23 protein-coding genes and 3 pseudogenes are annotated in these 25,682 nt (G+C 59.8%); 16 read left to right on the plus strand and 10 right to left on the minus strand.

The annotated features are described in order from the left end of the window. Positions 1-3: 3 nt before the first annotated feature. Together MHX53_RS05520 and MHX53_RS05525 are read right to left on the minus strand one after the other, a co-directional pair. On the minus strand, positions 4-1,326 hold the full coding sequence (locus tag MHX53_RS05520) for a TIGR00366 family protein (RefSeq protein ID WP_239271526.1): 1,323 nt from the start codon (positions 1,324-1,326) through the stop codon (positions 4-6). A gap of 110 nt (positions 1,327-1,436) precedes the next feature. Further along, positions 1,437-2,588 (minus strand): helix-turn-helix domain-containing protein, encoded by a 1,152-nt coding sequence (locus MHX53_RS05525; RefSeq protein WP_239271527.1) that lies wholly within the window; start codon positions 2,586-2,588, stop codon positions 1,437-1,439. Between the two features lie 103 nt (positions 2,589-2,691). On the opposite strand from MHX53_RS05525, the gene MHX53_RS05530 reads away from it, so the two are divergent. The 6 genes from MHX53_RS05530 to MHX53_RS05555 all read left to right on the plus strand — a co-directional run bounded on the left by MHX53_RS05530 (position 2,692) and on the right by MHX53_RS05555 (position 11,332). Beyond that, positions 2,692-4,155 carry a DUF3375 domain-containing protein gene (locus MHX53_RS05530; RefSeq protein ID WP_102237618.1) on the plus strand — a complete coding sequence of 488 codons (1,464 nt, stop codon included), beginning with the start codon at positions 2,692-2,694 and terminating at the stop codon, positions 4,153-4,155. After that, positions 4,152-4,772, plus strand: a complete 621-nt coding sequence (locus MHX53_RS05535; RefSeq protein ID WP_239271528.1) for a DUF4194 domain-containing protein — start codon at positions 4,152-4,154, stop codon at positions 4,770-4,772. The genes MHX53_RS05530 and MHX53_RS05535 overlap by 4 nt, the downstream gene beginning before the upstream one ends. Continuing rightward, a complete protein-coding gene (locus tag MHX53_RS05540; protein ID WP_239271529.1) occupies positions 4,769-8,092 on the plus strand; it encodes an SbcC/MukB-like Walker B domain-containing protein in 3,324 nt (1,107 codons plus the stop codon). Before MHX53_RS05535 ends, MHX53_RS05540 begins: the two co-directional genes overlap by 4 nt. Next, complete coding sequence (locus MHX53_RS05545) at positions 8,079-9,242, plus strand: Wadjet anti-phage system protein JetD domain-containing protein (RefSeq protein ID WP_275433595.1); 1,164 nt, start codon at positions 8,079-8,081, stop codon at positions 9,240-9,242. Before MHX53_RS05540 ends, MHX53_RS05545 begins: the two co-directional genes overlap by 14 nt. Before the next feature lie 28 nt (positions 9,243-9,270). After that, positions 9,271-10,356 (plus strand): redox-regulated ATPase YchF, encoded by a 1,086-nt coding sequence (ychF, locus tag MHX53_RS05550; RefSeq protein ID WP_239271531.1) that lies wholly within the window; start codon positions 9,271-9,273, stop codon positions 10,354-10,356. 217 nt (positions 10,357-10,573) lie between these two features. Further along, the gene (locus MHX53_RS05555; protein ID WP_239271532.1) at positions 10,574-11,332 is read left to right on the plus strand and encodes a class I SAM-dependent methyltransferase; all 759 of its coding nucleotides are present in this window, start codon (positions 10,574-10,576) and stop codon (positions 11,330-11,332) included. Between the two features lie 73 nt (positions 11,333-11,405). Here the strand turns inward: MHX53_RS05555 and MHX53_RS05560 are convergent, their stop codons facing one another. After that, positions 11,406-12,005 (minus strand): TetR/AcrR family transcriptional regulator, encoded by a 600-nt coding sequence (locus MHX53_RS05560; RefSeq protein WP_102237624.1) that lies wholly within the window; start codon positions 12,003-12,005, stop codon positions 11,406-11,408. Between the two features lie 94 nt (positions 12,006-12,099). Here MHX53_RS05560 and MHX53_RS05565 point away from each other — a divergent pair, with 94 nt between their 5' ends. From MHX53_RS05565 to MHX53_RS05580, 4 genes and pseudogenes are all read left to right on the plus strand, one after another. Then, entirely contained in the window at positions 12,100-12,474 is a 375-nt protein-coding gene (locus MHX53_RS05565) for a hypothetical protein (RefSeq protein ID WP_239271533.1), read from the plus strand. A 494-nt stretch (positions 12,475-12,968) separates the two neighbouring features. Further along, a complete protein-coding gene (locus tag MHX53_RS05570) occupies positions 12,969-13,514 on the plus strand; it encodes a transposase (protein ID WP_239271534.1) in 546 nt (181 codons plus the stop codon). Between the two features lie 388 nt (positions 13,515-13,902). Then, positions 13,903-14,389: pseudogene (locus tag MHX53_RS05575) on the plus strand (DUF933 domain-containing protein); the annotation flags it as partial. A gap of 183 nt (positions 14,390-14,572) precedes the next feature. Further along, complete coding sequence (locus tag MHX53_RS05580) at positions 14,573-14,890, plus strand: hypothetical protein (protein WP_239271535.1); 318 nt, start codon at positions 14,573-14,575, stop codon at positions 14,888-14,890. Here the strand turns inward: MHX53_RS05580 and MHX53_RS05585 are convergent. Together MHX53_RS05585 and merA are read right to left on the minus strand one after the other, a co-directional pair. After that, positions 14,880-15,281: a hypothetical protein gene (locus MHX53_RS05585; RefSeq protein ID WP_219722342.1), complete on the minus strand. Its 402-nt coding sequence runs from the start codon at positions 15,279-15,281 to the stop codon at positions 14,880-14,882. The genes MHX53_RS05580 and MHX53_RS05585 overlap by 11 nt on opposite strands. 218 nt (positions 15,282-15,499) lie before the next feature. Then, positions 15,500-16,921: a mercury(II) reductase gene (gene merA / locus MHX53_RS05590; protein ID WP_239271536.1), complete on the minus strand. Its 1,422-nt coding sequence runs from the start codon at positions 16,919-16,921 to the stop codon at positions 15,500-15,502. Positions 16,922-17,019: 98 nt separating this feature from the next. Between merA and MHX53_RS05595 the strand changes: the two genes are divergently transcribed. Continuing rightward, positions 17,020-17,409 carry a heavy metal-responsive transcriptional regulator gene (locus MHX53_RS05595; protein WP_005884416.1) on the plus strand — a complete coding sequence of 130 codons (390 nt, stop codon included), beginning with the start codon at positions 17,020-17,022 and terminating at the stop codon, positions 17,407-17,409. A 43-nt stretch (positions 17,410-17,452) separates the two neighbouring features. On the opposite strand, the gene MHX53_RS05600 is transcribed toward MHX53_RS05595, so the two are convergent. Next, positions 17,453-17,578, minus strand: coding sequence for a monooxygenase (locus tag MHX53_RS05600; RefSeq protein ID WP_102237628.1), 126 nt, complete (start codon positions 17,576-17,578; stop codon positions 17,453-17,455). A gap of 353 nt (positions 17,579-17,931) precedes the next feature. On the opposite strand from MHX53_RS05600, the gene MHX53_RS05605 reads away from it, so the two are divergent. Continuing rightward, positions 17,932-18,912 (plus strand): NAD(P)-binding domain-containing protein, encoded by a 981-nt coding sequence (locus MHX53_RS05605; RefSeq protein WP_239271537.1) that lies wholly within the window; start codon positions 17,932-17,934, stop codon positions 18,910-18,912. Between the two features lie 78 nt (positions 18,913-18,990). On the opposite strand, the gene MHX53_RS05610 is transcribed toward MHX53_RS05605, so the two are convergent. The 4 genes and pseudogenes from MHX53_RS05610 to MHX53_RS05625 form a co-directional block, all read right to left on the minus strand. Then, complete coding sequence (locus MHX53_RS05610) at positions 18,991-20,883, minus strand: cation-translocating P-type ATPase (protein ID WP_239271538.1); 1,893 nt, start codon at positions 20,881-20,883, stop codon at positions 18,991-18,993. Beyond that, on the minus strand, positions 20,880-21,239 hold the full coding sequence (locus MHX53_RS05615) for a metalloregulator ArsR/SmtB family transcription factor (protein WP_239271539.1): 360 nt from the start codon (positions 21,237-21,239) through the stop codon (positions 20,880-20,882). Before MHX53_RS05615 ends, MHX53_RS05610 begins: the two co-directional genes overlap by 4 nt. 82 nt (positions 21,240-21,321) lie before the next feature. Continuing rightward, a complete protein-coding gene (locus MHX53_RS05620; RefSeq protein ID WP_239271601.1) occupies positions 21,322-21,855 on the minus strand; it encodes a flavin-dependent oxidoreductase in 534 nt (177 codons plus the stop codon). A 193-nt stretch (positions 21,856-22,048) separates the two neighbouring features. Then, a pseudogene (locus MHX53_RS05625) lies at positions 22,049-22,219 on the minus strand (alkane 1-monooxygenase); the annotation flags it as partial. 68 nt (positions 22,220-22,287) lie between these two features. Here MHX53_RS05625 and MHX53_RS05630 point away from each other — a divergent pair. From MHX53_RS05630 to MHX53_RS05645, 4 genes and pseudogenes are all read left to right on the plus strand, one after another. Then, positions 22,288-22,723 (plus strand): annotated as a pseudogene (locus MHX53_RS05630) (DUF933 domain-containing protein); the annotation flags it as partial. Between the two features lie 126 nt (positions 22,724-22,849). Next, a complete protein-coding gene (locus MHX53_RS05635; RefSeq protein WP_239271599.1) occupies positions 22,850-24,637 on the plus strand; it encodes a DUF262 domain-containing protein in 1,788 nt (595 codons plus the stop codon). 129 nt (positions 24,638-24,766) lie between these two features. Next, positions 24,767-25,066 (plus strand): HigA family addiction module antitoxin, encoded by a 300-nt coding sequence (locus MHX53_RS05640; RefSeq protein ID WP_239271540.1) that lies wholly within the window; start codon positions 24,767-24,769, stop codon positions 25,064-25,066. After that, positions 25,063-25,614, plus strand: coding sequence for a pyridoxamine 5'-phosphate oxidase family protein (locus tag MHX53_RS05645; RefSeq protein ID WP_239271541.1), 552 nt, complete (start codon positions 25,063-25,065; stop codon positions 25,612-25,614). Before MHX53_RS05640 ends, MHX53_RS05645 begins: the two co-directional genes overlap by 4 nt. Positions 25,615-25,682: the final 68 nt, after the last annotated feature.

The following is a 25,682-nucleotide window of genomic DNA, read 5'->3' on the forward strand; positions in this document are numbered from 1 at the left end:
GTATCACCATCCTAGAACGGGTACGAGGAGGAAAATTGTTCCGGAAATGACCATCAAAATGAGCATTGCGGTCATGCAGTATCCCCAAATGTCCTTGAGGCCCAGTTTTGCTAGACCCAAAGTGGGGAGCACAAAGAACGGTTGCAACAGGTTGGTTGTCATGTCACCAACGGAAACGGCGTTCACAATGGTGGCAGGGTTAATGTTCATGTTTTGGATAGCTTCAATCATGACCGGCCCTTGAACCTGCCACTGGCCACCGGCAGATGGAACAAAGACGTTGACGATCATCGCGGCGATGTATGTGAAAAGTGGGAACGTCGCTTCGGTGGAGATGGAAGCGAACCACTGACCGATCATGACGATGAGGCCAGAGCCAGCCATGATCCCGATGATGCCTGCATAGAACGGGAACTGGAGGACAATTCCGGAAGCAGCAGGGATGCCTTCAGTGATGCACTTAGCGTACTTTGCCGGGCTGCCATGTAAGCCAATTCCAACCATGAGGAAGATGAAGTTCATGATGTTGAGTTCGAGGTTGAAGCCGTTCGCGATGAAATAAAGGCTGATTGCGATGATTCCAAAGATGACAACAATGGTGTTGACGATGATGCTGTTGTCGATCTTTTCGGCTACGGTTTGGGGCTTCGCTTCCTCAGCCGGTTCGGATATTTCACCACTAAGAGGAACAACCTCATCAGGCTTTGGGGCCATGAAAGCAAAGCCTGCATAGATACCAATAAAGCCCAAGATCGACACCAAAAGCATGGTGGGGCTAAAGATTGTTTCCGTGACAGGGATGAGGCCAATTTTCTCTTCGAGCGGGTGACCCGGCGTGTTGACGAGGAGAGGAGCAGTGAGCGCCAATGACATGGGTTGGGTTGCAATTACCGCTGAGTATGAAGATGCCACGAGAAGTCGGAAGTCCGCTTCTCTTGTGCGCTTGGCGACTTCAATCGCGATGATAGTTCCGCCTACGAACCCGAGCCCCCAACTGATGATTCCGAGGACACCGGAAACAATCATTACGACAGTGAGGGCAGTGAGCTGTGTTTTTGGGATAGTGGCGAACCTGGCTAGCAGTCGATTGACTAAAGGAGCCTTGGCTAGGGCATACCCGGTGACAAGAACGACAACCATTTGCATGCCGAATTCGAGGAACTTCCAGAAGCCGGCGTACCACATGTCGGCAACTTCAAGGGGGCTCGATCCGCCCAAGAACACCCCCATTGCGGCTGCAATGATTGTCAGGATGAGGGCGAAAAGGAATGCGCTCGGTAAGTATTTTTCAACGAGTATGTTGAGGCTTCGAGAAAGTGATTTCACGGTTGCTCCTTTGCAATCGACCGTCTACATCAACGTTGTCTCAATGCTAGGAGTCGCTTCGCCTGTAAACCTTGTTCCGGCGCACAAAACTTACAGGCGGTGTTTGTGCGTCATGACAACTGGTGAAGTTCGTGTACTTTTAACGCTTCGAACAGCCAGGCGAGCTCAACGCGGGTTTCAGAGTGATCGACTGAGCACGAAGTTAATTCCTCAAAGCGCGCGATCCGATACCTGAGTGTGTTTGGGTGACAGTGCAAGACGCGTGCGGCATCTGTCGCATGTGCATCGTTGATGAGATAAGCCTCAAGCGATGTAAGAAGTGTCGAAACGTCTGCGCCTGAGCGTTCCAGCGGAGCTACATATTTCTCTTTGTAGGGGAGGAGCACCTCGGGGTGTGAGAGAACGGCGACGCGCCAGCCTACATCCGAGATGAAGTGTGTTCCTATTTTTTGACCCACGGACGTGCGGGATATCTGATGTGCCATGTTGTAGGAGTAGTGGAGCTCATTCAGGCTGCGTGGCGGGCCAATTGCGATACTTGTGTGCGGAAAAGAGACGGAGTCGGTGGAGAACCCTTCGATGGTTGATCTGGTTGCCATGCATAGTCCGCGTCCGTTGGTCAGTCGTGACTCTAAGGTCCTTAAAACCTCATGCGCCGGTAGCGTTGAATTCTTAGGGATTGCCACGATGAAGTAGCTGTAAAGTGTGCGCTCATTGAGTTGGAAGAAGTCTGCAGCTTGATGGGACTGCCTGTCCAGTGGGGTGCCGTTCTTGATTGCGTCAAAAAGTATCGCTTTCTGCGCTTGGTCTTGTGAGGCTTGCATGTGCTGATGATGGTTGTATACCTGAGCGAGTTTGACCGTATACGCATTGGCGGACTTCCAAACTTGGGTGATTGCAGATGTCTGTTCGCTTGCGGTGCAACCGGAATCGTTGAGCAGAACGATTAACTCAGCGACGATGAGCTCGATGCTGAAGCGATAGGTCTGAAAAATCTCTTCCATGGGCACCGATTTTTCGAAGCGGGAACGTGAAATCTGTGCCCAGTTAAGAAAGTGCGAGTCCGAGTTTCCGGTACGAGTCACTCCTGCACGGATGCACATTTCGATGTTTTGTTCTAGCGACTCTTCTATCTCCTTGTCCGTGACATCGATGTAGAGCGGACACTCTTTGCGCACATAGTCAATGATGACCGGAAGAAGTGTGTCCTTGTGCGTGCGAAGCTGTTGCGCGATACGCTCACGAATGGCAGAAGTGACCATGCTCTGATTGTGTCATTGTCACGAAAAAGAGACTGTGTCTAACTAACAGTCAAGACATTAGAAATCCGGCTCATGACCGTCCCCGATTTGCAATACTGTCACTATGCCTGCGCTTAGCTCTGCTCTGGCGTTTAAACGCCTCATGGAGTCCGATAGTGCGTTGTCAATGCTCCGGGCCGACAACCTACCAATCATGGCGACCATCCTGGGCACACACCTCGGGAAACCAGGGGCCGTGATGCCCACGGACGAACTGCACGAACGAATCGAATCAGACCTTGAAGAGCTTCGCGATTACTTTGATACGGGTGACAAGCGCGGAAAAGCGTTCTGCGACGACTGGCGACGAAAAGGCATTCTAGTGCGACGTCCAGCAACAGCCGTTCGTGGCGAAATCTACGAACTGTCTGCAGCCGGATTTGACGCTATCCGCATTCTTGACCAGCTGAGAACGCCTCCTCAAACCACAACACAGTCGCGGCTCAGGAGCCTGTCGCAAGCCGTTCACAACCTGGCACTTGAAACCGACCCAGACCAATCACGCCGGCTTGCCCAGCTAGAAGCAGAAAAACGCCGGATTGACCGGCAGATCGAGCTGATTCAGCAAGGGAACGGCGACGAGGCGATGCTCGACGACCGCATGGCGCGTGAACGTGTGAGCGATATTCTTCAACAGGCAGCAGGCCTCCCCGGTGACTTCGCGCGTGTTCGAGCGCGGTTTGAGGAACTCAACCACGAATTGCGGGTCTCAATCCTGGAGTCTGACGAGTCGCAGTCGAGGGTCCTTGACGAGATTTTTCGTGGTGTCGACTTGATCGCGTCATCCGATGAAGGCCGGACATTCGCAGCCTTTGCGAAGTTGTTGCGCGAACCTGAGCATGCCGCGTCCTTTGACGAAGACATTTCGCGCATTTTGGACAGGGACTTCGCAGAACAACTTAACCGGGATGAACGGCAAGCTCTGCGTTTACTCATGCGGCACATGAAGACTGGGGCGCGGGACGTTCAACAAACATTGTCGGAGTTCGCGCGAGGCTTGCGCAACTACGTGTTTTCGCGTGAGTTTCAAACAGACCGGGTGCTTCTGGCTCTCACCAGGGAGGCGATGTCGCAGGCCGCAAGCATTACGGACGTGTGCAAACCAACGACGGACATAGGCATCACGCTTGAGCTCCCTTCAGTGCGCATGACGAGTGTGGGTGACATTCAGCTACACGATCCTGACGAGTACATCACTGGCGACGAACTCGGTGTCGCTGAGGCTGCTGAGGTCGACTACCGAGCTTTGGTTGCGCTGGCCCGTGAGTCTGAAATCGATATCGTTGAACTCGTTGGCAATGTCAATGCGGCTGTGGATGAAAGCGGTCCAGTGACCGTCGCCGAGGTGTTAGCCCAGTTTCCGGCCACCCAGGGGGTTGCCAGCGTGGTTGGGTTGGTGTCCTTGGCGGTCAACCATGGTGAGTGTGTGCCGGGTGAGAGTGATTCTCTGGAGTGGGTTGGATTGGATGACGTGGCGCGCGCTGCCACTGTCGCGCGTTGGCGCTTTACCGAAAGGATCCGTGCATGAGCGAAGACGCATCAGACGGTGGTCTGTGGAATGGCGACGAAGGACAGCTGGCGTTCGACACTCGCCGGGTGCTTCTCGAACTGTTGAAGGGGCCCTACGTTTCAGGGGAACAAAAACCTCAGCTGTGGGCGGCTTTGGTGGCAGATGAAGGATTGATTAGGTCGCGTTTGAACGATGTGTTTCTCGACCTTGTGATCGACCACAGTGCTTCGTTTGCGTTCACCCGACAGGTTGTGACCAATGAGATCAAAGTTCCGGTCGCACTACGAACTGAAAGCCTCAAGTTTCTTGACACTGCCATGCTCCTAGCGTTGCGCCAACGGTTGCTGGCAGCGCAAGGTGTTCGCCGAGTGATCGTTGATCAGAGCGAAATCTACGAACAGCTTTCAGTCTTCCGGACAGGTGACGAAACAACCTTTCAGCGAAATCTGAACGCTTCGTGGAGGCGGATGATCAACACTGTGCGCGTGCTGCACAAGGCGAGTGAGGACCGCTATGAGATTTCGCCGATCGTACGTTTCCTCGTTGACGAAGACCGGGTACAAGAACTCACTCAGACGTATAAACGAATCGCTCGTGAAAATCAGAAGTCAAAAGAGCAAGGTGATGCACAGTGAGTGAGCACACGGATCCCAGACAGTGGCGGCTGGCTCAAGTGCAACTTGCCAATTGGGGAACGTTCGACAAACAGATCTCCATTGTCAATATTGCGCGCAAAGGTCACCTGATAACTGGACCTTCGGGGTCGGGAAAGTCTTCCCTGCTAGATGCGATCGCGTGTGTGCTCACACCGGACAAATGGCTGCGATTTAACTTGGCGGCACAAGGGTCAACCTCGCGTACCGATCAACGCAGTTTGGTCAGCTACGTCCGAGGTGCGTGGACCAGAGTCACGGATGACGACCAGGACCGGGTGGTAAGTAAGTATTTGCGCCCTGGTTCTACGTGGAGCGGGATCGTGTTGCGCTTTCACGACGGTGAGGGCAAGACCCTGAGCCTAGCCCGCCTTTTCTTCCTCAAAGGGTCCAGCGTCAGTGCGCGCGACCTCGGCGATATTTGCGTCCTTGAAGAGGCTGAGCTTGAGCTGACTGACCTGCAAAAGTACGCGGCCGGTGGGTTGGAAACCAAAAAACTCAAAGCCGATCACCCCGCCGCAATGGTCACTTCCAATGGCACACACGGGAAGTTTTATGCCCGGTTGCGCCGCACGTTCGGGATCGAAAACGAAACTGCCCTGCAACTCCTCCACAGGACACAGTCAGCAAAAAGCCTCGACAACCTCGACCGGTTGTTTCGCGATTTCATGTTGCCTGTGCCGGACACGTTCGCAATTGCTGACACGGCCGTTCAACAGTTTGGTGACCTGCGGGACGCGCACGCGCACGTTGTCGAACTGCGGAAACAGCGGGACCTTCTTCTCAAACTGCGTACCGCCTCGGAACAGTACGACACCTGCTGGGCCAAACACGTTGATCTCAACACTCTGAACGATCTACTCAGCCCGTTCTTAAAGCGGCGCGAACTTACAATGCTGAACGATCAGCAACAGCACCTACGGCGCACGCTCGCGCAGAAGGGAGCACAACTCGAAGAGAATCGCGCGGAAGAAAGTAGAGCGGCGTCAGAACTTGATACGGCTTCACGGGTTGTTAGAAAAAGCGGCGGTTCACAAGTTGAAGTGTTGCAGGACAGGCTGGACGCTGCCAGGAACAATCACAATGCGGTTGAAAACCGGCGACGTCGATTCGAATCGCAACTGCAGTCGGTTGGGATTACGCGCATGCCACAGACCGCAGAAGAGTTTGCTGAACTCCACACGGAAATTGCTGCCGAAACCAAGTCTCAAGAGCAGTCGGTAGGTGCGTCTTACGAAGACAATGACCGGCTTGCAAAAGCGAGGCGTGACGTGCGTGAAATCGAGGCCCAGATACGCACGCTCCGACAGTCCGGTTCAACAGTTCCAGACAACTTGCAACGTGTGCGCCAAGCCATTGCAACCCGTGTAGGAATTCCCGCCGAGTCGATGCCGTTTGCGGCGGAACTCATTGAAGTGAAACCAGACTTTAAAGAATGGACAGGCGCGATTGAGCGGGTGCTACGCCCGTTTGCGCTCACCATGCTGGTGCGGAGCCAGTATCTCCCAGCGGTGCGTGAGTGGGTAGATAACAACGAAATACACGGCCGACTCGTCTACGAAGAAGTTGCTGACGGCATTGAACGACCACAGCCGGTGCTTCACCGCGACTCGCTCATCAACCGCATCGAAATAGCAGACTCAGCAGTAGGCGCGTGGGTTTCGTGGGCACTTTCTGTGCGCTACAACTACGTGTGCGTAGAAACCCCTGACGGCATGGGGGACCACTCACGGGCAGTCACGATCCGCGGGCAGATGAAAACCTCGGCTACACGTTACGAAAAAGATGACCGCCGGGGCATCAACGACCGTAGCCACTGGGTGCTGGGCGACCGAGCAGGTAAACTCTCCGCGCTCGCAGACCGACTGAAAGAAGCGCAGGAGGAACTCAACGCAGCCCAAGAGGTTGTGGACACCGCCAACCGGCAAGAACAGGAACGCAATATTCGGCGGGGTCGCCTTGAAAGCATCCTTGACGGGTCGTGGGCGGAATACGACACCATTTCAAGCCAGAAAAACGTCGACTCGATCGAACAGCGCTTGGCGACTCTCACCTCGGGAGACGAGACTCTCAGCCGGGCAGTGCAAGCAGAGCAGAAAGCGAAGGCGGCTTACGACGCCGCAAGGAGCGCCACGGAGGAGACGAGGCACGAGGTGCGCGTGGCCGAAAGTGACCTGAAATTGTGCGAAGAGAAAGCCAGGGAGATCCAGGCGCGGATTGCGGCAGGCGAACTCGAAGATGTGCCAGAAGACACGGCTACACGGTTAGAAGAGCGGCTACGACGCGAAAAGCGGGCCATCCGTTTGGACAACATTCACGAGGTGGGCCAACGCGTGTCCACAGCACTACAGAAAGAAAAGGACACAGCGCGGGATGCTGCTGACCGGGCTTCCCACCAAGTCACGCAACTGACGACCGAATTTAAAGAACGGTGGGAAGCGGTTGCCAGCGATTTGATGCCTGGGGTGGAAGACCGGGCGGGGTTCTTGCGGATTCTGGACGAAATCCTCACGAACGGGCTGCCTACGTATGAGACTCGGTTTAGGCAGTTATTGCAGGAACGTTCACGGGATTTGGTGGGCGAGCTGCTGCACGAAATCATGTCCGCGCCCATCGAAATCAGAGACCGGGTCGTGCCCATTAATTCGGCCTTGGCTCGGAAACCATTCGATGAGGCCCGGTTTTTGCACTTGCGCGTGAAAACCCAACGAAGCGCGGTCGTTGAAGACTTCATGGGACAGCTCCGCACGATCGTGGACGGTAGTTGGGATGACCAGGATATGCAGACCGCAGAAAGCAAGTACGCGGTGTTGGCAGAGATCATGCGGCGCTTTGACTCTGGTGAGCACGTTGACACGGCGTGGCGGCGACAGTGTTTGGATACGCGAACGCATGTGAAGTTCCTGGCCGATGAGGTCGACGAACACGACACGGTGAGAGCAACGTACGACTCTGGGGCAGCCATGTCAGGTGGCCAGCAGCAAAAGTTGGTTGTGTTTTGTTTGGCGGCCGCGTTGCGTTATCAGCTTGCACAGCGTGACGACGATGTGCCTCTGTACGGCACCGTGATCTTGGACGAAGCGTTCGATAAAGCAGATACCAGGTACACACGGATGGCTCTGGATATTTTTGTCGAGTTTGGGTTTCATTTGGTGTTGGCAACTCCGCAGAAGCTTTTGCAGACGATCGAGCCGTATGTGGGAGCAGTGACTGAAATTGATAACCCCACGAGGCAATTGAGTACGGTTGCCGATATCGATTGGTCGGGCCATGCGGCAGGGGACAGCGATGCGCGGAGTTGAGGAAACGCGGTCCACTTTGCGAGAGCGTCTTCAACGGAACATGTCCGGGTGGGCTGCTTCGCCTGACAAGTTTTCGCCTATCAAGTTTGCGCTCCACCCGCCTACGGAAAAGCAAGCAATTGTCGATCAGCAGGCGGCCATTGACTGGGTCGTTCAGTGGCGTCACGTGAGTGATAACCCTGAATTTGCGGGGACTGTGACGTGGGAAGAACGTGCGTGGTCGCGGGTAGGTAGGCAAAGTGTGCCCGTGCGGTTTGTGTTGAAGAACGCCGAGGTCGTTGCAAGTTTTGTTGGTGGGGAACCTGCGGCGCGTTTTAGGCGGATGAAAGACCGCGCTACGCGTATTCGAGAGGTGTGCGGGGAGTCTGCTGCGGTCGCTGGGGCCATACGCGCGAACGGACAGCGCATCGTGGGCTTAAGCGACGAAAATTTCGGCCGGGTCCTCGAAGTCGTCACCTGGTTAGGCAACAACCCAGTGGGGCAGCTGCGACCTCGGCAGTTACCTATTCGCGGTGTTGACTCGAAGTGGTTTTCTACGCACAAAACTGTGGTGACGGCCTTGTTGAAGGCGTGTGGACGGGAAGATGCCGTTTCAGTTCTTGAATCGGAGCCTCGTTTGCACGTGAGGTTTTTGGACCCTCAGCTAGCGCCGTGCGATGCGTTATGCGATGTCACGGCGCCCGTTGACGAGTTAGCGCGCATGGAGATTGAGCCGGAGACGGTGTTCGTGTTTGAGAACTTGGAGTCGGTGCTGTCGATGCCGAGGTGTGCAGGAGCTGTTGTGATTCATGGTGGCGGTTATTCGGTGGACCTGCTTGCGCGACTTCCGTGGTTATACGCTGCGCGCGTGGTGTACTGGGGTGACCTGGATAGCCACGGGTTCTCTATTCTCGCAAAGTTTAGAAAACAGGTGCCGGGCGCGGTTTCGATACTCATGGACGTTGAAACGCTCATGGCTCACCGCGACCTGTGGGTGGAGGAGCCGAAACCACATGTCGGGTCGGTTGTGGGGTTGACCAGTTCGGAGGAGAGCGCGTTAGCGCGGGTGCGAGCGGAAGGTAACGTGCGCTTGGAACAGGAGAGAATCCCGTGGAAGTATGCGCTGGCGGCCATCGCACCAAGGGCGCTGGACCAGTGCGGTAGAACCTAGCGTTCGCAACCGACTAGACTTATATCCCGTGGCTTTAACTATTGGAATTGTGGGACTCCCCAATGTGGGTAAGTCGACCATGTTTAACGCTTTGACCCGTGCTGAAGTACTCGCAGCGAACTACCCGTTTGCGACGATCGACCCCAACGTGGGTGTGGTTCCGCTCCCGGATCCGCGCCTGAACCGGTTGGCTGAGATCTTCGGCTCCGAGAAGATCCTGCCTGCAACGGTGAGCTTCGTTGATATTGCGGGCATTGTGAAGGGTGCGTCTGAGGGTGAAGGGCTGGGGAACAAGTTCCTGGCCAACATCCGCGAGGCTGACGCGATTTGCCAGGTGACCCGCGCGTTTAGCGACCCGGATGTGACGCGCGTAGAGGGTTCGAAAGACCCGGCTGGCGACATGGACACGATTTCGACCGAACTTATCCTTGCGGACTTGCAGACTCTAGAGAACGCACGACCTCGGATTGAAAAAGAGGTGAAGCGTAAGACTGTGGAGCCGGATGTCCTTGCAGCAATGGACCAGGCGAAGGAGCTGCTGGAAGGTGGCACCACGCTGTTTCAGGGGGCAGAGAAGGCTGGTATCGATGTCGACCAGCTCAAGGAACTGCAGCTCATGACTGCCAAGCCGTTCATCTACGTGTTTAACACTGATGAGGACGGACTGGCCGACGAAGCTATGCAGGCAAAGATGCGCGAACTCGTAGCGCCAGCCGAGGCGATTTTCTTGGACGCGAAGTTCGAAGCTGAGCTCATTGAGCTTGATCCTGAAGAGGCCGCCGAAATGCTCGAATCCACCGGTCAGGACGAGCCTGGCTTGGACAAGCTGGCCAGGGTTGGGTTCGATACGCTGGGCTTGCAGACCTATCTGACGGCGGGCCCCAAGGAGGCGCGTGCGTGGACTATCCGCAAGGGATGGACCGCTCCCGAGGCGGCCGGCGTCATTCACACGGACTTCCAGAAGGGCTTTATTAAGGCTGAGATCGTGTCGTTTGAGGACCTGGATGAGCTGGGTTCGATGGCCGAGGCGAAGGCGGCCGGCAAGGTCCGCATGGAAGGCAAGGACTACGTTATGGCCGACGGAGACGTGGTTGAATTTAGGTTTAATGTGTAGCCGAGTGCGTCGTTCAGCCTCTGGCTCTGAACCAGGCTGTGGCGCGCTCCAGCACCCCCGGCACTGGTGACGGCCGTTTCGTCGTCGTGGACCACGCCTGGCCGACCGGCACACCATCTCGACCCTGCTCGTGGGTACCGCCCTGAACGCGGTGTTCCTGACCGGGTTCGCGTTCTTCACCGTCCGTCCGATCCGTTCACGAACGTGAAGTCGGTTAGTGAAAGCGCGACAAGGAACTACGCCGATACCAGAGTTCCTTCTTCGGCGCCATGTGCGGGACGCGCCTCGCTCCTCTCCTCTGTCTGCCACCGGCAACGTCAGGCCCTCCTCAACTACCCGCGAGAAAGTGGTGCTCATGACCGATCGTGTTGAATCCGTCCGAACCTCCTACAGTGATCGGGCAACCGAGTACATCGAAGCACTCGGGAGCATTGAGCATGCAGCCGCGCCGGACTTGGCACTCGTAGAACGATGGGCGCGCAACATCAAGGGGCCGGTGCTCGACGTGGGATGCGGCCCGGGCCAGTGGACGCACTACCTCGTGGGCCTCGGAATCGACACCGAGGGCGTCGACCCAGTTTCGGAGTTCATCGAGAATGCGCGAGAAACCTATCCCGGCGTGCGCTACCGGATCGGTAAAGCCGAATCCCTCGGCGTCGATGACGCTTCGCTCGGCGGGATACTCGCCTGGTACTCGCTTATCCATACCGCCCCCGAGCAGATCAGTACCACGCTCACCGAATTTGCGCGGGGCATCCACCCGGGCGGTGGCCTCGCACTCGGCTTCTTCACTGGCCCGAAGTTGGAACCATTCGAACACGCGATCACCACGGCGTACTACTGGCCAATCGACCTCTTGACCGCCAAAGTGGAAGCGGCCGGCTTCACCGTCACGCACATCGAGACACACACCGACCGCACCACCCGGCCGCATGGCGCAATTCTCGCGACACGCGCATCAAGAAGCACCGGATAGGCTCGGAATCGAAAGAAGCGCAGACTAGGACTGAACTACTTTTGCGGCCCCACGGGGTGCCGAACTCGTGGAGTTACTGCGTGGCCGGGTTGAGCTGTTCGAGCGCGAGATCAAGCAGGGTGCCGAGGTGCTGGTCGCCGTCGATGGTGCGTGGTTCGTGCAGATGTCGGGTGATCTGGAGAGCGGCGAGCCCGTGGAGGAGCACCCAGAGCACTGTCGCGAGTTCTCGGCGCGGTGCGTTGCGGAGCGCGCCGGAGGCCTGCGCGTCGCCGACAATCTCTTCGATCGCGTGCATAGCGTCGTCGGCTGCGGCCTCCAGCTCCGGGCTTGGCTGGGTCAGTGGCGCATCGCCGAAGATGAGCTGGTAGTGGTGGGGATTCTCAAGGGCATGCTCGATGTAGGCCATGCTACCCGCGCGAAGCCTCGCGCGGGCATCGTCCTCTTCGGCTGCGGCCAAGCGGATGCGTTGAGCCATCTCGGTTAGCGTGCGTTCTGCTAGAGCGTGCATCAGGGCTGCCTTGTCGGTGAAGTGGCGGTAAGGCGTCATGCGCGAGACGCCCGCCGCTTCGCCTACGGCTCTGAGCGTGACGGCCTCAGGTCCTCCTGATTCCAGCAGTTCATCGGCTGACGAGAGGATCGCTGAGATGGTCGGCGCGGAATCACGAGGGCTCATGGATCCAGGTTAACCCGTGATGTTGACGCTGTCCACGAACGTGTTATGCTGACAATGTCAGCATAACAATCTATCCGACAAGGAGATCTCTGCCATGACCGCAGACAGCACCACCGGATTTGCCGTCGAGTACCTGCGTACCTGGATCGAGCCCGACGCCGACCGCCGCAAGGCCGTGATCGAACAGGTCTGGACGCCAGAGGGGAAGATGTCGGTTTCTTCACTCGGAATCACCATCGAGGGCGTCGACGCGATCGTCGCTCACATCGGTCGCGTGCATGAGGAGATGATCGCAGGCAAGGGGCTTCGCTTCGTGTACGACCAGGAGATCCAGTCAGGTGACGCGACGCTGTTGCGCTGGTCGATGCTCGCCTCGAACGCTGAGACCGTGGGCCGTGGCGCCGACCTCGTGTTCCGTGATGAACAGGGCAAGGTCACTACGGTCTACATGTTCATGGGTGTCAACTAGACGGTATGGGTGACACCGATCGGGGATGAGGCTCGGGCAGGCCGGGGCCTCACCGCGTAACGATTCGTGGGTTGCCGGACAGGAGCGGCCCGTCTGGCCTTTCCGACATACGTGGGAGGCCCCGTTTGTTTACTGAGCGTACGAGTGCTGGCCTGGATCAAGGTCCTGCCCGGCCCAGCGGTGGCCATCTACGAAGCCGGCCCGACCGGTTATGGCTTGGCCAGAACCTTGCAGGGCAGCGACATTCGCACCGTGGTCTCGGCTGCATCCAAACTGCAACGGCCTTCGGGATCGAGGGTGAAGACCGACGCGCTTGAGGCCGAGCATCTCCTCGACCCTTCTCCGATTGGACGCGCTCACCGCAGTGACTTGATGAGATCCAGACACCGATTGTCGAATCTGTTCTGCGTCAGGGGATCGTCTACTCCGGTGGGCAGGCGTGGGTGGGTGCCCACGGTGCCTGGTTGCGAAGGCAACGGTTCGACTCGCTTTTGGTGCAGGCCGCATTCGATGAGGCCTACGACAGTGTTGTCACGATCACCGCGCGCCGCGATCGTCTCGATGAATGCATCACCGCCATGGCCGAGAACAGCCCCTATACCGATGTCGTGCGCCGGCTCGGGTGTTTGCGGGGGATCTCGACGCTGACCGGGTTAGGGCTGGCGGTCGAGATCGGCGGCTGGAGCAGGCTCAGCGGCAACTCGATCGGTTCTTACCTGGGCCTGGTTCCTTCGGAGAACTCCTCGGGACAGTCACGGTCGTTGGGGCCGATCAACAAGACCGGCGATGGTCATGCGCGTCGGCTATTGGTCGAGGTCGCCCGGCATCATCAGCACCGTTACGTGGTGGGCAAGATGGTCCGTGACCGTTGGGACCTCGCCTCCCCAGCGGCGAGGGCCCGCGGGGACCTGGGCAACCGGCGCCTCAACAAACGCTGGATGCAGTTCAAGAAGCGTAAGAAGCCCAACAACGTGGCCAACGCCGCGATCGCTCGCGAGTTGGCGGGATGGTGCTGGTCGCTGGCCGTCCTCGAGGAATAAGCCCCGAGGCCCCCATGAACTTGGCCCGAGGACCGGTTAGCGAAGGGGTGACGCAGCGAACGGAACGACTCGCGATACACCTATGAGCAGCCACCCTCACCGGCGGTGACGCTCGATGCTAGACAGGCGTGGGGTGCCGAGCCGAAAGCACCGTCCTGCGGTAACCAACCCGCGAATATCAGGCTGACATTGCCGTCGACAGACACGCGAAACCTCTCATCAACACCACTTCGGGTCAATAAAGGACGATGCGCCACCAGGCATCCAGCCCGGTGGCGCATCGTCTTGCCCTCTTGACAAGAACTACACCTATATCAGATGCACTGACTGGACCGGTTGGTTGAAGGACTGCGATCCGGACGTGACGACACCGAACAGCACCTACGCCAAGCCGTTCATTTACGTGTTTAACACTGATGAGGATGGGCTGGCCGACGAAGCCATGCAAGCGAAGATGCGCGAACTTGTTGCTCCAGCTGAGGCGATTTTCTTGGACGCGAAGTTTGAAGCGGAGCTCATTGAGCTTGATCCTGAAGAAGCCGCCGAAATGCTGGAGTCCACAGGTCAGGACGAGCCTGGTTTGGACAAGCTGGCCAGGGTTGGGTTCGACACGCTGGGCTTGCAGACCTATCTGACGGCGGGCCCGAAGGAGGCTCGTGCGTGGACTATCCGTAAGGGGTGGACCGCTCCCGAGGCGGCAGGTGTCATTCACGGACTTCCAGAAGGGCTTTATTAAGGCTGAGATCGTGTCGTTTGAGGACCTTGATGAGCTGGGTTCGATGGCCGAGGCGAAAGCGGCTGGAAAGGTCCGTATGGAAGGCAAGGACTACGTTATGGCCGATGGAGACGTGGTCGAGTTCCGGTTTAACGTGTAGTGCTTAACCTCTGCGATGAACTCTTTGATCCCGGGACGTGATGAGGACTGGGGCTATTGTGCTCCCCCGAATGCTACGGCCCGGGGGCACGAGGCTGTGTCGCAGGTGCAAGCGAGAGGACCAGGAGCGAAACACAGACCGCTGAGTCGACGCAGTCACGGTAAAGACGGAGCCGTCTAGGCGGTGCTCGAGGTTGCGCGAGATACGGTGACGCTGGGCGTCGGTAAGCGATGCGTATTCGGCGACATCGATGGAAAGCTGGACTTTGCCGTCCGTCGTGTTGACGCCCTGGCCGCCTGGAGCCGACGATTTCGCGAAACGCTCCGCGAGATCGGCGGCGGCGATGACCGCACCGTCGGGGATCCCCGGGCCGGGCGCTATGGTCAGGTCGTTCATGCCGCCCAGCCTAGGTGCCCACAACCCTTTCTCGTCTCGGCGGAAGCGGAGACCGCGTCGCGACGGCCGGGATCCAGCCTCAGTATTATCCTCGTCACCGGTTGATTCGAACGCTTTTTTGCTCCTCCTTCTCCCGTCGGGCTTCGATTTCAGCGGCCTTCGCAAGCAGCCGGTCTTCGTTCATGTCGCGAATTTTCTCGGTGGCCTTCTGCGCCTGTTCCACCGCAGACTGACGGGCGCGATTCGCAGCATTGACCGTGTCTCCCGCTCGCGACATCACAGATTGACGCCGGCCCTGGACCTGGAGACGTTCCGCATCCTCCACATTCATCCGCACATGCTGCGCGAACGCGTTGATGATGTCGTGAATACTGTTCGCGTGTGCGGTGATGTGGTGTGCGCGAATCGGGCTGGTCACCCAGACCTGATTGCTCAGTTTGGCTGCATCGCGGATGGCTGAATCCATCGCGAGCAAACGGCGGGTGGTCGATTCCAATCTATCCTTGCGCGCTTCGACGATTCCTTCCCGCTCCGCCCGCCGCGATGAACGGCAGGCCGCAGCAGAGCAGCGACGGAAGCGCGCAGCATGCCAGCAAGAGCAGCCCGGTCCCTGTAGCGACGACGGGACCGGCGCGCCCTTCGTCGCGGTCCTGATCGGCGCTCATCGTCTGCATCTCTTCAGGATGAGATCTCCCCGATTGCCTGCGTTGCCGTTCATGCGCAGCACGACAGCAGCGACGGGTCGGTGGTGAAGGCCTTCGCGGCGATCCGGATGCCCTCGGCCATGGTCACGTAGGGGGCCCAGGCGTCGGCGACCTCGGCGACGGTCCTGCCGAGCACGTGGACGCCTGCGGCGGCGAGCTCCCCGGCGTCCTTGGCGACGGCGGTCAGGCCGAGGATCTCGTACGTCTCGGCGTTCACGACGATCTTGATGAACCCTCGGGTGTCGCGGTTCACCAAGGCGCGGGGCACGTGGTGCAGGGGCAGGACGCGGCAGTCGCAGCGGATCCCCGCAGCGAGGACGTCCTTCTCGGTCATCCCGACCGCGCCGATCGCGGGCCCGGTGAACGTCACCCGCGGCAGGCGGGCGTAGTCGACGGACCGGTCGGCGTCGGCGAACGCGTTCTCGGCGACGAGGGTGCCGTGGTGGGCGGCGACGTAGACGAACTCGGGGTGCCCGGTCACGTCGCCCGCGGCCCAGATCCGCGGGTTCGAGGACTGCAGCCGGTCGGAGACGACCACCTCGCCGGAGTCTCCGGTATTCACCCCGACCGCATCGAGGTTCAGGCCATCGGTGACGGGACGGCGTCCGAGGGCGACCAGGACCTGGTCGGCGCGGAACTCCTGCGAGCCGCCGGACACGGCGGCGGTCACGACGGCCTCGCCTCCCGTGCCGCGGGAGACCCGGGTGGGCACTGCGCGGCTGACGACGCGGATGCCCTCGTCGGCGAACACCTCCTGGAGCGCCTTCGACACCTCCGGCTCCTCCTTCGAGGCGAGCCGAGACCGCACGAGCAGCGTGACCTGCGAACCGAGGCGGGCGAACAGCTGCGCCTGCTCCAGGGCGACGTAGCCGCCGCCGAGCACCAGCAGCGACTCGGGGACCTCCGTCAGCTCCATCGCCGTGGTCGAGGTCAGGTATCCGGTCTCCTCCAGGCCGTCGATCGGCGGTGCCCACGGGCGAGAACCAGTCGCGACCAGGTAGTGGTGGGCCTCGATGGTCTCGACGCTTCCGTCGGCTCTGGCAACATCGAGAACCGGCGCATCAGGGGTGCCCACGAACGAGGCGTCGCCGCGAAGGACCTGCCAGCCGTAGGAGTCGGCGACGTCGGCGTACTTCTCGCCGCGCAGCGACTCCACCAACGCTTGCTTCCCAGCGATCAGCGCGGGCATGTCGACGGGATCCGCCGTCGTCGCGATCCCGGGGAACCGGGTTGCGGCGTCGACGGCGACGTGCCGCGCGCCGGCCGCGGCGATGAGCGCCTTCGACGGGACGCAGCCCGTGTTCACGCAGGTGCCGCCGAGCGTCCCGCGCTCGATCATCACCACCGACTTCCCGAGCGTGCTGGCGCGGATCGCAGCGGCGAACGCGCCGCCTCCCGATCCGATGATGGCGAGATCGTACTTCGTAGGCATCGCTGCTCCTGTCAACTCTTGGCTTTCTGCTCTGTCTCAGCCATACTGGACCTTCCAGTGCAGGGGAAGGTCAAGCGCGGCCACGGAGGGAGACAGCAATGCGGATCGGAGAACTCGCCGAGAGGGCGGGCACTACCGCGAAGACCCTTCGCTTCTACGAGGAACAGGGCCTTCTGCCCCCGACCGAGCGCACGCCGTCCGGATACCGCGACTATGCGCCCGAGATGGTCGCTCGGATCGACTTCGTCCACCGCGGCCAGGCCGCGGGCCTCACCCTCGCCCAGATCCGCCAGATCCTCGACATCCGCGACGGCGGCCATGCGCCCTGCGAGCACGTGCGCGACCTGCTTGACGTGCGCCTCGCTGAGATCGAGCAGCAGATCGCGCAGCTCTCCGTGCTACGCGACACTATCGCGGATCTCAGACAGGACGCCGCGCACCCGGACCCTGAAACGTGCAGCACCGATCAAGTGTGTAGGTACTTGTAGACGACGGGAGTCAATGACTCAAACGCTACAACCCCGATATGCGCTAGCGCATGTCGATGCCGCCGGTGCCCACCTCGTTTTTGGTGGTGGCCGAGACAGCACACAGCAGCGGCATCGTGGCGGAGGCCTGCAGCGCGAAGTGGTGGACTCGGAAGGACGCGTTGTTCACGCCGATTTCGTCCGCAGCCTGGGTGATCTCCAGATGAGTCTTGGCGATCTTTTCCGCAGATCGCCCCTGCTAGCTGCCAAAAGCGTAATGCCCGGAGCTTAAGAAGCCGAACGCTTTCATTGGATAACACTCCTTTTGATGGTGTTAACGAGAGGGAGTAACTTTGCAACGAGATGCCGTGGAGTTCAAGTTCAACGTGTAACGCAGGGTGTTGAGGCGGAGATTGTTGAATACCATTGACAAGCTCCCTCCCGTTGGTGAGCTCGCCGAGACACGACTGGGCGGGCATGTGCCCGGTGAGGTGAGAAGCGACACGGAGCGTTGCTTCCGGGAGACTATGGAGGGATGACCGAGTGGCTGAGCATCACACGGCTATCGTCGTCGGTGGTGGCCAGTCCGGCCTAGCCACGTCGTACTACTTGCGGCGCTTCAAAGTGGACTTCTTGGTCCTAGACAACCAAGAGGAACCCGGTGGAGCGTGGTTGCACACGTGGCCTTCACTGACGCTTTTCTCCGCCGCGGAGTTCTCCAATCTGCCCGGCTGGCCTATGCCGCGGTACCCGGGGTACCCGCCGGCAAGCCATGTAATCGACTATCTGGAAAACTACGAAAAACGCTATGACCTCCCGGTTAGGCGCCCGGTGCACGTTCACAGCGTGTCCCATGAGGAAGGGATGTTCTACCTCAGTACGAGCGTCGGTCAATTCACAGCGGAACACGTTATCGCGGCTACCGGCACGTGGTCCGCGCCCTTCGTGCCCCACTATCCCGGCACTTTCCAGGGACGCCAGTGGCACTCGTCGACCTACCCTGGTCCCGAACCATTCCGCGGCGCGAAGGTCGCGGTGGTCGGCGGGGCGAACTCGGGTGCCCAGATCGCCGCAGACCTCATTGGGGCGTCGGAGGTCACATGGTTCACACGTGAGCAACCGCGCTGGATGCCTGATGATGTCGATGGCCGCGATCTCTTTCTCAACAGCCGCCGCCGGATTCTCGGCGGCGATTCCGGCCCGGACCTCGGGGACATTGTCGCACTTCCTCATCTGCGTGAACTCCGCAATTCCGGTCAGCTCACCGCTACCCCCATCTTCGATAGCTTGAGCGAGCTCGACCACGACCACTTGATCTGGTGCACTGGTTTCCGTCCGGCCCTTGCCCCATTCCGCCACCTCATGCGCGACCGCGAACCTGAAGTGGAGAATCTGCATCTAGTCGGTTACGGCTACTGGACCGGCGACGGATCTGCAACGCTGATGGGTGTGGGGCCCTTTGCCAAACACGCTGCCCAGGTAGTCGCGGGCCGTGTCGATGAAGCTCGGCATCAAAAGTTTTGAGATGACGCTTGGTTCCTGAGCAGCTCGATCCTTCTAAGATCCGCGTTGGAGAGCCAGCGCGCTGGGTGAAAGTGTGGCTCAGCGCTTCGCTTGCGCGGCCCGCAGGCCGTTCAGGATCACGATGACTTCGGCGACCTCGTGAACCAACACGACGGCCGCCAAGCCCAGCACACCGCTGATCGCCAGCGGCATCAACACGATGATGATGGCCAGAGATAGCACGATGTTCTGGTTGATGATCCTGCTGCCTCGGCGGGCGTGCTGCAGAGCCTGCGGGATCAGCCGGAGGTCATGGCCGGTGAAGGCGACGTCAGCGGATTCGATCGCGGCGTCGGAGCCAGTCGCTCCCATCGCTATGCCCACCGTCGCGCCCGCCAGTGCCGGCGCGTCGTTGATGCCGTCGCCGATCATCGCCGTCGGCGTCTTGGAGGAGAGTTCGGCGACGATGTTTGCCTTGTCCTCCGGGCGCAGCTCGGCGCGCACGTCGTCGATTCCGGCGATTTCAGCCAGTGCCCGGGCGGTGCGAGTGTTGTCGCCGGTGAGCATGCTCACTTCCACGTCGTTGGCGTGCAGGGTCTGCACGGCTTCGGGCACCTCGGGCCGCAGCTCGTCGCGGACTCCGATCGCCCCGGCAAGGGCGTCATCGACGGTGACCAGGACGCAGGTCTGCCCCTCGGACTCCATGCGCTCAACATCGGCCTTCAGTGGCCCGGCGTCGATCCACCGGGGGCTGCCCACCAGCACCCGTCGACCTTGGAGGGTGCCGCCGATGCCATGCCCGGCTTCCTCGCTGATGTCCAGGGCAGCGGGCGCTTCGGGCCCCGCCGCCGCGATCGCCGCGGCGAGGGGGTGCGTCGATTGCTGCTCAACTGCCGCCGCGAAATTAAGCACCTGCGCCCGATTGAATCCGTCTGCCGGGACCACGTCGGTAACCTCGGGCTGGTTGCGGGTGAGGGTTCCGGTCTTGTCCACCGCTAGGTGACGGATGCCGCCGAGCCGCTCGAACGCTGCGCCGGACTTGATGACCACGCCAAACTGGCTGGCTGCCCCGATGGCGGCCACGACTGTCAGCGGCACGGAGATTGCCAGCGCGCACGGCGACGCTGCGACCAGGACCACCAGTGCTCGGGTGATCCACGTCTCGGGGTCGCCCAGTAGCGAGCCGATCACGCCGACTAGCACCGCCAGGATCATCACCCCGGGCACGAGGGGTCGGGCAATCCGGTCGGCGATCCGGGCGCGGTCGCCCTTTTCCGCCTGCGCCTGCTCGACTAGGTCCACGAGTGTGGTCAGCGAGTTGTCCGTTCCAGCTGCGGTCGTCTCGACCTCCAGCGAACCGGCGGAGTTGATCGCTCCCGCGGGCACCTCGTCGCCGGGTGCGACCTCCTCCGGAATGGATTCTCCGGTGATCGCTGAGGTGTCAAGGCTGGAGCGTCCGGAACGAATGATGCCGTCCGTGGGGATCCGCTCCCCGGGGCGAACGAGCATCAGCTCGCCAACCACGAGGTCCTTCGCTGCGACCTCGACCGCCGTGCCGTCGCGCAGCACCGTCGCGGTCTGCGGCACCAACTTCAACAGTGCCCGCAGTCCGCCCTGGGCCCGGTCCATCGCCTTGTCCTCCAGTGCCTCAGCGATCGAGTACAGGAACGCTAGAGCCGCGGCCTCTCCGACGAAGCCGAGGATCACCGCGCCGACCGCGCTGATCGTCATCAGCAACCCAATGCCGAGCTTGCGCTTTGTGACAAGGTTCCGGATCGCTCCAGGCGCGAACGTATACGCCCCTAGCAGCAGGCCGACCCAGAACAGTATTGTCGCGGGTGTCTCCAATCCGGCCCAGTCCAGCGCCAGGCCTATACCGAGGGCTACGCCAGAGAAGATCGGTAGCAGTAGTTCGGGGTCCTTCCACCATGGCCGATCGAGATCTTCGATTTCCGTGGCTGGTTCGTGTTCGCATCCACATGCTGAACTCATGCGTCCGCACCTTTCTCGCCACAGCCGGGCACCGAGCATTCAGGGTCGATGCACGGGGCGTTTTCGTCGACAGCCAACGTCGCGTTCACTAGCGCCTTGAGCGCTGCCGCGAGGTGCGGATCGGCGATTTCGTAGCGGGTCTTGCGGCCCTCCGGCTCGGAGACGACGATGCCGCAGTCACGCAAGCAGGTCAGGTGGTTCGAGACGTTCGAGCGGGTCAGGTCCAGCTCGCGCGAAAGCACAGCCGGGTAGCTCGGGCCGTCGAGTAGGGTCATCAGGATTCTGGAGCGCGTCGGATCCGCCATGGCCCGGCCGAGCCGGTTCATGACATCGAGGCGTGAAGCAATAGTCAGCATGTGCTGAACTATACAGCAACTACTGAACTATTCAAAACACACTGAACTGACATTGAAGCGAAGAGTTTGCGACCTGCGGGAATTAGGCGATGGGATAGCCGGTAACTGGGCCTTCGCGATTCGGCTGCCAACCCAACGCGGGGGCGACATGCGTGGCGAAGTTGTCCAAGATCTTCACGTTGACGTCCACGCCCATCCCGGCGGGGATGGTGATGAGCAGGGTGTCGGCGGACATGACGGCGGCGTAGGTGCGGCCGAAGGTGGAGGCGCCGACGTCAGGCAGCGTGCCCACCTGGTCGGAGCCGGAGGCCTGCATGCCGAACAACTGCATGTCCGCGCCGTCGACGATGGGGAAGATAGATCGCGACACCGACACGCGCGGCGTCCAATCGTGGCCCGCCTCCTTCCACGCGGCGCGGTAGCGGCTGATCTGATCCGCCTGGATTTCGCCCAGGGTCTCGGCGGTGGTCTCGGAAACCAGGGTGGAGGACATTAGGTTGAGCCCGTCCTTGGCGGCCTGTTCCGCCGAGGTGTGGGTGCCGGAGCCGTAGAAAATGTGTTTGCGCAGCTCTGGTGCCATGGGGAAGACCGGCAGGGCGGAGCCGGGATGGAACATGTTGGGGTACTGCCGGTCCAGCGGTGGCGAACCCGTTGCCGTCCACTGAAGCCATGAACGCCTCGAGGTGGGCGCGTGCCACGTCCGCGCCGTTGGGAGCTTCGCCCTTGTAGCCGAGGGCCTCCCAGTCGCGGTCAGCCACCTCGGGGGCGCCGCGTGAGACGCTCAGCGCCACGCGGCCACCGGAAATGTGGTACAGCGATGCGGCCTCTTCGGTGAGGTGGAGCGGGTTTTCATAGCGCATGTCGATGACCCCGGTGCCCACCTCGATGTGATTGGTTGTGGCCGCGACAGCACCCAGCGGCGGCATCGGGGCGGAGGCCCGCGGCACAAAGCGGTGGACACGGAAGGGCGCGTTGTTCACGCCGATTTTGTCCGCTGCCTGGGCGACCTCCAGATGAGTCTTGGCGATCTTTCCGCAGATGGCCCGCGCTGGCCGACGAAGCCATGCAGGCGAAGATGCGCGAACTCGTTGCGCCAGCCGAGGCGATTTTCTTGGAAGCGAAGTTTGAAGCTGAACTCATTGAGCTGGATCCTGAAGAAGCTGCTGAAATGCTTGAATCCACGGGTCAGGATGAACCTGGCCTGGACAAGCTGGCCAGGGTTGGGTTCGACACGCTGGGCTTGCAGACCTATCTGACGGCGGGCCCGAAGGAGGCTCGTGCGTGGACTATCCGTAAGGGGTGGACCGCTCCCGAGGCGGCAGGTGTCATTCACGGACTTCCAGAAGGGCTTTATTAAGGCTGAGATCGTGTCGTTTGAGGACCTGGATGAACTGGGTTCGATGGCCGAGGCGAAAGCGGCTAGCAAGGTCCGCATGGAAGGTAAGGACTACGTTATGGCCGATGGAGACGTGGTCGAGTTCAGGTTAATGTATAGTGGACCTACCTTTGGGGTAGGAAGTGACGGAATCACGTGCCCCGTCCGTTATGGTTCGCGATATCATCGACGGACAGGCCAAGCGCATGTGGGCGCGTCAGCAACGAGGTGTTCGATGATTAAGTCTGCCAACCAGTATCCTGTGCACACGCTCTTCAGTCACGAAGCCAACGTGCTGTATCGGATCCCGCCCTACCAGCGCGAATACACCTGGAATAAGCCTCACTGGGAAGACCTCTTCGACGATCTCATCGAAGCCGAAGGTGCGCACTTTCTGGGAACCATCATCACGCTCGACCAAACTACGGACACGCTCAAGGGCAACATCCTGGAGGTTATCGATGGTCAGCAGCGATTGACGACACTCACCCTGTTGTTGGCTGCCGTCTATTCAGTGTTGAAGGAACACCTCGACGATCTCGACGACGACACACGAACGGATGTCACCAACCTTGGACGTCAGCTGGTGCGCAAGGCCGACCAGCAGCCGAGGGTGTGGCCGCAGAAGCAGGGTCACAACCTCTCCGACTACCGAGCGGTGCTCGAAAAGGCCGGTTTGCCGGTTGAAGAGGAACGGAAGCCGTATTTCCCGGTTCGTAGGATCGCTAAGTGCTATCACTATTTCCGCTCCGCGATCCATGAGCTGGCCGAGACCGAGCAAGTTACACAGCCGAAGGCTGCTCTGCGGGTGTATGAGGCGGCCTTGCAGGCGGTGATCGTGAAGATTGAGGTGGCCAACCACGCCGATGCATTTGTGCTGTTTGAATCCCTGAACAACCGTGGGATGCCCCTCTCGCCGGTGGACCTGATCAAGAACCACCTTCTCGCGGAGTCAGAGAAGAAAAAGATCATGGGCGTTGACGAGGCATTTGATCACTGGAACGAGATGTTGATTAACCTCGGTGACAACTACTCGACCCAGGAACGTTTCCTCCGTCACTACTACAACGCGTTTAAGGCAGCGCTGCCCGAAGTCCCGAACGCAACGCTCGCCACGAAGTCAAACCTCATTCGGGTATATGAGAAACTCCTCGAGCAAAACCTTGAGTGCGTAGTCGATTCGCTGGTGGCATCAAGCAAGATCTACGGTCGAATCAATTGCGTCATTGAACCCGACCAGCCGACGGCCCTCGACCGGTCCTTTCAACGCTTGATGCGAGCTCAGGGTGCGCCGTCGTATGTACTCCTCATGTGGCTGATATCGAAGCAGTCTGATCTGGGCTTGACGGATTCACACATTGAGACCGTCGTGGACCTCCTAACGAGCTTCTTTGTCAGGCGCAACCTCACGGGGTCTCCACAGACTCACGCGCTGGCGAGACTGTTCATGACGACCATCGACGCTGTTGGTGATGCCCGAGGGGACGAAGTGGTGGAGATCGTCGGCGAAAGGCTGAACGCAGTCTCTGTGTCCGATGAGGTATTCCGTACACGGCTTCTGGGACACATCTACGAAGAGAATAGCGATGTTGCTCGATTCGTCCTTGCGACGTTGGCCGAGGATGCTATGACCAAGGAGACACGTGTCGACCTATGGCGTCAGGAAAAGAACCGATTCGTCTGGACGATCGAACACATCCTTCCTCAGGGCGATAACCTTCCGACTGGGTGGCTGGAGATGCTCGGGGGCGAGGATACAGCTGCCGAGATTCAGGATAAGCACAAGCATAAGCTCGGTAATCTCACCATCACCGCATACAACAGCAACCTCGGCAATAAATCGTTCCTGGAGAAGCGTGACCGTCAGGATTCGAAAGGTCGGCGTATTGGCTATCGAAACGGGCTTTCACTGAACGCCGACCTGGCAGTGAAGGAGTCCTGGACGGCTGACGACATCGAGAAGCGCACCGAAGAATTGGCTACAAGGGTGATAGAACGATTCCCGCTGGCTCGTGCCAAATAAGGTCTATACGGCGATATCATGGAGCTCAGGTTTAACGCGAAGCGACAATGACCAATGGCGGATCTGCTTCGTGTGGACCGAGGCTGGCCCGGAGAATGTGATCATCGAGGACTACCACTGAGGTGCATGATGACTGAGAAGCTTTACGCGCCGATTCACCCTGGCGAGGTTCTGATGGAAGACTTCATTGAGGGATTCGGGATCACTCAGAATAAGCTCGCCGTGTCGATCGGTGTGCCTCCGCGACGTATTAACGAGATCGTGCACGGTAAGCGCGGGATTACGGCCGATACGGCAATCCGTCTGGCGCGGTACTTCGGCACGTCCGAGGAGTTCTGGATGAACTTGCAGTCGAACTACGAGCTGCGGATTGAACGCCGGGCTCTTCAGGACACGATCGCGACGATTTCCCCTTTGGAGGTCGCATGACCGACGAGACCAGGTCCTTGCTGCGTTCGATCCCGTCGTTGACGGGAGCTGCACCGCCGCTAAACCTCGATGACGTGCCTGACGATCCGGTTGCCCTATTCCTCGACTGGTTGGAGGACGCTCGCCAGTGCGGGGTCGCTGAGCCGCACGCGATGACCCTTTCGACGGTCGACTCGCAGGGGGTGCCCGATGCCAGGGTCTTGGTGTTGAAAGACGTGGGCGCTAACGGGTGGGCATTCGCCAGCACTCGTACGAGCGCCAAGGCCATCCAACTGGAGGCTAGTTCACATGCGGCGCTCACCTTCTGGTGGCAGCCAATCATGCGCTCCGTGCGAGTGCGTGGTCCCGTGATCGAGGCTTCGCGAGAAGAGTGCTTGGCCGACCTGCGCGCTCGAAGCGCTGCGGCGCAGGAGGGTGTTAATCCAGACGAGTGGGTCGTCTGGCGCGTGGTTCCCACTCGCGTGGAGTTCTGGCAGGGGTCAGCGGATCGACGCCATGTGCGGATCTTGTTCCTCCGCGACGGGCTTGATTGGCGACTTGAGTCCTAACTTACCCCTCAACCAGTAGACGTTGACAAAAGTGCCGGTGCCCAGTTCCGAGGGTGGTTTCGCACGCT

It is taken from the genome of Brevibacterium sp. ACRRH, from assembly GCF_022346365.1.
Lineage (GTDB): Bacteria > Actinomycetota > Actinomycetes > Actinomycetales > Brevibacteriaceae > Brevibacterium > Brevibacterium paucivorans.

Bases quoted from the DNA above. Each gene is read 5' to 3' on its own strand.
- MHX53_RS05525 (WP_239271527.1), bottom strand. From the start codon at position 2,588: ATGGTCACTTCTGCCATTCGTGAGCGTATCGCGCAACAGCTTCGCACG.
- MHX53_RS05530 (WP_102237618.1), top strand. From the start codon at position 2,692: ATGCCTGCGCTTAGCTCTGCTCTGGCGTTTAAACGCCTCATGGAGTCC.
- MHX53_RS05535 (WP_239271528.1), top strand. From the start codon at position 4,152: ATGAGCGAAGACGCATCAGACGGTGGTCTGTGGAATGGCGACGAAGGA.
- MHX53_RS05545 (WP_275433595.1), top strand. From the start codon at position 8,079: ATGCGCGGAGTTGAGGAAACGCGGTCCACTTTGCGAGAGCGTCTTCAA.
- MHX53_RS05560 (WP_102237624.1), bottom strand. From the start codon at position 12,005: ATGAGCCCTCGTGATTCCGCGCCGACCATCTCAGCGATCCTCTCGTCA.
- MHX53_RS05565 (WP_239271533.1), top strand. From the start codon at position 12,100: ATGACCGCAGACAGCACCACCGGATTTGCCGTCGAGTACCTGCGTACC.
- merA (WP_239271536.1), bottom strand. From the start codon at position 16,921: ATGCCTACGAAGTACGATCTCGCCATCATCGGATCGGGAGGCGGCGCG.
- MHX53_RS05595 (WP_005884416.1), top strand. From the start codon at position 17,020: ATGCGGATCGGAGAACTCGCCGAGAGGGCGGGCACTACCGCGAAGACC.
- MHX53_RS05610 (WP_239271538.1), bottom strand. From the start codon at position 20,883: ATGAGTTCAGCATGTGGATGCGAACACGAACCAGCCACGGAAATCGAA.
- MHX53_RS05615 (WP_239271539.1), bottom strand. From the start codon at position 21,239: ATGCTGACTATTGCTTCACGCCTCGATGTCATGAACCGGCTCGGCCGG.
- MHX53_RS05620 (WP_239271601.1), bottom strand. From the start codon at position 21,855: ATGTTCCATCCCGGCTCCGCCCTGCCGGTCTTCCCCATGGCACCAGAG.
- MHX53_RS05635 (WP_239271599.1), top strand. From the start codon at position 22,850: ATGATTAAGTCTGCCAACCAGTATCCTGTGCACACGCTCTTCAGTCAC.
- MHX53_RS05640 (WP_239271540.1), top strand. From the start codon at position 24,767: ATGACTGAGAAGCTTTACGCGCCGATTCACCCTGGCGAGGTTCTGATG.
- MHX53_RS05645 (WP_239271541.1), top strand. From the start codon at position 25,063: ATGACCGACGAGACCAGGTCCTTGCTGCGTTCGATCCCGTCGTTGACG.